General features: G+C 34.6%; 5 protein-coding genes. 4 read left to right on the forward strand and 1 reads right to left on the reverse strand.

Going from position 1 to position 4,458, the window contains the following annotated elements; all coding sequences use genetic code 11:
• Positions 1 to 231: 231 nt before the first annotated feature.
• Positions 232 to 678, reverse strand: coding sequence for a DUF3978 family protein (locus V7183_RS09785; RefSeq protein ID WP_097899849.1), 447 nt, complete (start codon positions 676 to 678; stop codon positions 232 to 234).
• 664 nt (positions 679 to 1,342) lie between these two features.
• Between V7183_RS09785 and V7183_RS09790 the strand changes: the two genes are divergently transcribed.
• From V7183_RS09790 to V7183_RS09805, 4 genes are all read left to right on the forward strand, one after another.
• On the forward strand, positions 1,343 to 1,957 hold the full coding sequence (locus V7183_RS09790) for a DedA family protein (RefSeq protein WP_335359346.1): 615 nt from the start codon (positions 1,343 to 1,345) through the stop codon (positions 1,955 to 1,957).
• Positions 1,958 to 2,366: 409 nt separating this feature from the next.
• The gene (locus tag V7183_RS09795; protein WP_097899851.1) at positions 2,367 to 2,588 is read left to right on the forward strand and encodes a helix-turn-helix transcriptional regulator; all 222 of its coding nucleotides are present in this window, start codon (positions 2,367 to 2,369) and stop codon (positions 2,586 to 2,588) included.
• Complete coding sequence (locus V7183_RS09800; RefSeq protein WP_335359347.1) at positions 2,578 to 3,285, forward strand: DUF3169 family protein; 708 nt, start codon at positions 2,578 to 2,580, stop codon at positions 3,283 to 3,285. Before V7183_RS09795 ends, V7183_RS09800 begins: the two co-directional genes overlap by 11 nt.
• 27 nt (positions 3,286 to 3,312) lie before the next feature.
• On the forward strand, positions 3,313 to 4,389 hold the full coding sequence (locus tag V7183_RS09805; RefSeq protein ID WP_335359348.1) for a M50 family metallopeptidase: 1,077 nt from the start codon (positions 3,313 to 3,315) through the stop codon (positions 4,387 to 4,389).
• The last annotated feature ends 69 nt before the right edge of the window (positions 4,390 to 4,458 follow it).

A 4,458-nucleotide genomic window follows, 5' to 3' on the forward strand; every position in this document is an offset into this window, starting at 1 on the left:
TTTTCGACATCTAAATCCCTGCTATGCAGAATAAAAAGTAACCTACACTCGTTTGCTCTTTCTGTTTTTACTTCGCATGTGGCAGAAAAAGGCACTGACCGCTTCTATGCATGGCCAGATGCTCTCTCCCACCCAAAAAGAGGGGGGTTATGTCGACTTTTTAATTGATGTATATAAAGAACCCCCGCTGATTAAATTTTCACCTTATGAAATTTTTACTTTATAAAACGATTACATGCAATAGATTTGGAATCTACGTAATGTCTGATGTATATTTTCGTTTAAGGTTTCAAAAAAAGTAGTAATTTTAGCGTTATTGTTCCTGTTATTTTTATTAATGAGTAATCTTTCATTTAGCAAAAGCTCTCCATTTGTTCCAAAGCTTTGCATTTGCACAATCATCTCATTTTCATTTTCGGAAATGATAGGCAGAAGATAGTGAAATGCTTGAGTTGGAATGATATAGCTTTTACCGATCATACTTTCCTGGATAGAGTTAATCCATTTTTTGGTGATGATCTTTATGTTTTTTTGTGTAACGATAAAGGATAATGTTGTTGATTTTGTTAAATTTACATCAAATTCATTTGCTTCACATATATGTAAGTTGAAAATTGTTTCATCCTGATGAGATTCAATGTTTGTATTAATAAAATTGTGCATGTTATACGCTTCCATTTTTATTCTCCCTTTGTGCATTTTGGAAAAACAATTTATTCCGCTATTTGGGGGCAGCAATACTCCCACCTCAAAATTCAGTGAAAGCAAAGAAGTTAGGTGGAAGATAAACGGCCCGTAAAAGTCCGATTGGTGAGAGCTAATAATCAGTGGGGAATGAAGACCCCACTGATTAAAGTTTCACATTATATTTATTCAATTTAATATAAAGGAAAAACACTTGTTATACTTTTCAACAAATTCCGATATAATCTTACACCATGTATATGAAGCTAATATGAAGTTAATATGAGTTTAATGTGGTTTTTTATAAAGAACATTTTTTGGAAAATAGGAAGAGTTTTTTTATTTGAAAAACAAATGAAAGCGCATGGTGATAGATTGTACGGGGGAGATGAATTTGTCTATTTTATTGTTCGCATTTTTTGCAGTGGTTTTTTATTTAGAACACTATAAATTTTTATGTTTCATGAATCCAATGCTTGGATTTGAATACTAAATTTATATAGATGAATAAATAGTTGTCATTTTAAGTATCTACCTTACAAAAATGTAATATAAATGTAAGCTATTGTGATAGTTATTTCGACAATTTTTTTATACAATAATAGTAACAGTTCGTACGTGAGTGATGCTGTCAAGAGAAGAGGAAAGGAGAGATGACATGGAATGGATTCATGAATTATTTCAACAATATGGCTATTATGTTGTACTTATCGGATTGCTGGTAGAATATATTGCTCTTCCGTTTCCAGGAGAGCCAACATTAGCTTATGCGGGATATCTAGCACAGATAGGAGACTTACATTTACCAATCTTAATTATCCTATCGTTTATTGGGACAAGTGTTGGAATGACAATTCAGTACTTTGTAGGAAATAAACTTGGTATGCCCTTTGTGCAGAAATATGGAAAATACGTGTTTTTGAAACAAAGAAAAATTGATTTAACGAGAATGTGGTTTGATAAGTATGGATATTTTCTTATCTTTATCGCATTCTTTATTCCAGGCGTACGTCATTTTACTGGATATTTTGCAGGGATTATTAATTTACCGTTTCGTCGTTTTGCGTTAACGATTTATGCAGGTGCATTGTTCTGGGTATCTTTCTTCTTAATCGGTGGCTACTGGCTAGGTGGAAACTTGCATAATATCTTTGGGGCATTGGAGCAGCATATCGGAAAAATCATCTTTGGAGTGATTGTTGTTGTAGCAATTACGCTAGGCGTTCGTTTCCGGAAACAATTGAAACAGGTATTTGTACAAAATGCAAATTAATATGGAATCCATTCTATGTCGAAAATTGGAAGAGGCAGTGCTTATGAGCACTGCCTCTTATTTTTGCGCAAATATTTTATTGTATTTTTCAACTTGTTTTTATTTTACCTGCGATTTTGTAACCAGTGACTATAATACATTCCTGTTTTTGTTGCTGAAAGCTGGTATGTATCTTTGTATATTTCTGAAACAGATTCATTTCTATTAAATTCACTAGAAAATTGAAGACCATGACCGTAATTACCGCTTTCATCAATAAGGAAGTGGACAGTAATTTCAAGTGTCTCTCCTTTTTTAGCGTGAATGGGTATTATATTGTCAATTATTAACGTCAAAATGACAATTATAATTGACAATAAAGAGGATATTATTTACAATTTTAACTAAATAAACGAAAAAGAGGTTGGGTATGAAGCTTCAAAATCGAGTGAGAGAATTTCGAGCAAAGTATCGAATGTCACAAGGTGATTTAGGGAAAGCGATTGATTCATCAAGGCAAACAATTAGCTTAATTGAGCGTGGGGATTATGCGCCGTCGATTGTGTTGTCGCTAAAAATTGCACATATTTTCGGGGTGCCTGTAGAGGAGATATTTATGTTAGTGGAGGGGGAAGAGGAAGATGGAAAATAGGCTAAAGCATATGATGATGTCTATTGCTAAATTATTGGGATCTATGTTAATTGGTCTAATCATCGGATATGTATTCGCTCATTATTTTGGCGTTGGTTCAGAAGGAGATGATTCCTATACCAAAGTAATTGTGCTGTTTATATGCTGCGCAGTTGCTCTAGTTTGGTTTGGAAAAAACATGTGGACATTAACAAAGTTACGTGATGAAGAGGAAAATGAACAGGGACGTAGACTAGGGTCTATGCTCATTTATTTACGTGTAAGTGAAGTGATTGTATGGTCTTGGGCAATTTGTGCTGCAATTATGTATTATCGATCATTTGCAGCAGGGACACCTTCTTTATTTGAGATTGTAAACTTTGTTGTGTCAATTGTATGTTTGATTCTTGTAATATGGATTGGCTTTATTATGAAGAACCGCTATAACGAGTTGTATCCAGAACAGCGCGTTACATATTCACAATCTATGGAGATGTGGGCGAGAAATGCAGATGAAGGACAACAGCATATCGTTCATGAAGCGGGTTACAAGGCATATCAGTTTACAAATATTGTGCTTGCATGGGCATGGATCTTGTCAATCGGTTATACAATTGTACGTGAAGCAGATTTCTTCCTGATTGGTATGATTTCATTTGTCTGGGTCTTGCATATCGGAAAATACATGTATGAAATGCATAGAAAAATGATTTACTAACACACGATAATCAAGGGGAGAAAAACGGTGGATATTTTGAGAAGGCCAGCTTTTTCTATAGTGATTGCTTTTGTTTGTTCAGTTGTATATGGATGGATCAGGCCAGAAAAAATGCAGGCGGTTATGGAATTGTGGGGAGTACTGGTTATTTTAGTACTGGTGTTTGCCATTCATGAATTAGGGCATGTAGTATTTGGTTTGTTAAATGGCCTGCAATTTAAATTCATGACAGCAGGACCGATTACCATCCAAAAAGAAGAGAGAAAGATACGAATAAGAGAAAATAAAATGTGGGGATATTTTGGAGGTATTGCCATGTTATTACCACCTTCATTTTATACGCCAAACCTTTCGAAAAAGTGGGCATGGACGACTTTAGGTGGGCCGATAACAAGTTTGGCCTGCGGCTTGTTGGCGGGTTATATATACATGGTGAGCTATTACCAACCTCTTTTGTATTTTTCTATATTACATTTTGTAATCTTTTTGGCTACGGCAATTCCAATGAGGGGAATCATGCCTAGTGATGGGTATCAATTTTTGATTTTAGTTAAAGGTGATGAGAAGGCTCACCAGCATTTACATAGCATTCAAGTATCCAGCGAGCTATTGAGTTCAAAAAGACCGAAAGACTGGGATAATGAGATAGTAGAAATAAGTAAAGAAAACATAAAGAGTAATGAAGATGTAAGAGAAACCATGAGTGATCTTATGCTCGTGTTTTATTCCAAATGTGATAGAGAAGGAATGGAAAAAGGTATAACTTGTTTAGAACGAGTTTTACAAATCCCTGTTACGAAAGCAAATAAATATTTTGTTGGTAGTTTTCATAGTTGGTACCTGTTATATAAGGCGCTATATGATATGGATGATGTGTCTTTACATGAGATGAAGCAGCATGCCCAAGCTATCACAAAATTGGATTTGCATGGGTATTACCGTACACATGCAATCTTAAAATATTTAGAGAAGGATACGGAGTCCTTTCATACATATATGAAAAAAGCAGAAAAAGAGTTAAAGAATGCTGAAAAGAGTGGAATCGGCTGCTTACAATTAGAACGAGAATGGTTTCAGCTTTTACAAAAGAAACTAGTAATCTAGCAATGGGAAAGAGGGTATCTTACGTTAAGTGAGATATCCTTTTTTCTATAAAAAAACCGACATAAAACC

Source organism: Bacillus sp. JJ1127 (assembly GCF_036965845.1).
Taxonomy (GTDB): domain Bacteria; phylum Bacillota; class Bacilli; order Bacillales; family Bacillaceae_G; genus Bacillus_A.

Coding starts and splice junctions, on each gene's coding strand:
- V7183_RS09800 (WP_335359347.1), top strand. CDS start 2,578: ATGGAAAATAGGCTAAAGCATATGATGATGTCTATTGCTAAATTATTG.
- V7183_RS09795 (WP_097899851.1), top strand. CDS start 2,367: ATGAAGCTTCAAAATCGAGTGAGAGAATTTCGAGCAAAGTATCGAATG.
- V7183_RS09785 (WP_097899849.1), bottom strand. CDS start 678: ATGGAAGCGTATAACATGCACAATTTTATTAATACAAACATTGAATCT.
- V7183_RS09790 (WP_335359346.1), top strand. CDS start 1,343: ATGGAATGGATTCATGAATTATTTCAACAATATGGCTATTATGTTGTA.